General features: G+C 73.5%; 1 protein-coding gene. It reads right to left on the bottom strand.

From position 1 onward, the window contains the following. Window positions 1-1,009, bottom strand: a 1,009-nt coding sequence (locus IEZ15_RS44035; protein WP_189282525.1) for a condensation domain-containing protein, incomplete at both ends; no start/stop codon positions are given.

The following is a 1,009-nucleotide window of genomic DNA, read 5'->3' as shown; positions in this document are numbered from 1 at the left end:
ACACCACGCGGCAGACACAGACCCACCACCGACTCGGCACCGATGCCCTGACCCATCAGGTAGTGCGCGATCCGGTTCGCCCGCGCGTCCAGCTCCCCGTACGACACCTTGACGCCCTCGGTGACGATCGCGGCGGCACCCGGCGTACGGGCGGCCTGCGCCTCGAACAGCTGGTGCACCACTTCCGCCGGAGCGTCGGCCGCCGTGTCGTTCCAGTCGACGAGCACCCGGCGGCGCTCGTCCTCGGTCAGCACTTCTATCGAGCCGAGCGGCACGTCCGGGCCGCCGTCGAGCGCGGACTCCAGGGCGGAGACCAGGTTCCCGGCGGCGGTGCGCACGAGGGTGCCGACCGCGCGGGAGTCGATGGGCGCGACGGAGTCGACAGCCACCTCGGTGCGGTCGCCGTAGTCGTCGAGCAGGACGACCAGCGGGTAGTTGGTGCGCTCGCGCACCGACAGGAGCCGCACCCCCTCCATGCCCTCGTCGACGGCACGGCCCGGGTTGCGCCGGTAGTTGAGGAAGGACGTGAACAGCGGGGTGTCGCCGGTGACGCCGCTGGCGCGCTGGGCCACGACCAGCGGCGCGTGCTCGTGCTCCAGGAGCTGGGCGAGCTGGCCGCGCATCGCGGACACCGCCGCGAGCGCGCCCAGTTCGTCCGTCCGCACGCGTACGGGCAGGGTGTTCATGAACGGGCCCGCCACCCGGTCGGCCCCGGCGCCCGCGTTCAGGCGGCCGTACAGGACCGAGCCGAATACCACGTCCTCGCGGCCGCTGACGGCGGCGAGGACCCGGGCCCAGGCGACGTGCAGGACGGTCGCCGTGCTGATGCCGGCGCGGCGTGCGACCGCCCGTAGACGCCGGTCCAACTCCGGGGAGAACTCGACGACTTCGTGGACCGTGTCGGCGCCGTCGCCGCGTACGTCCGCCAGGCCGTACGGGGCCGTGGGCTCGGTGACGTCGCCGAGCAGGTCGGCGAAGTAGCGCTCGTGCTCGGCGCGGTCCACGGTGG

The organism is Streptomyces atratus (genome assembly GCF_014648655.1).
GTDB lineage: Bacteria > Actinomycetota > Actinomycetes > Streptomycetales > Streptomycetaceae > Streptomyces > Streptomyces atratus.
This window is presented reverse-complemented; position numbering and strand designations above follow the sequence as displayed.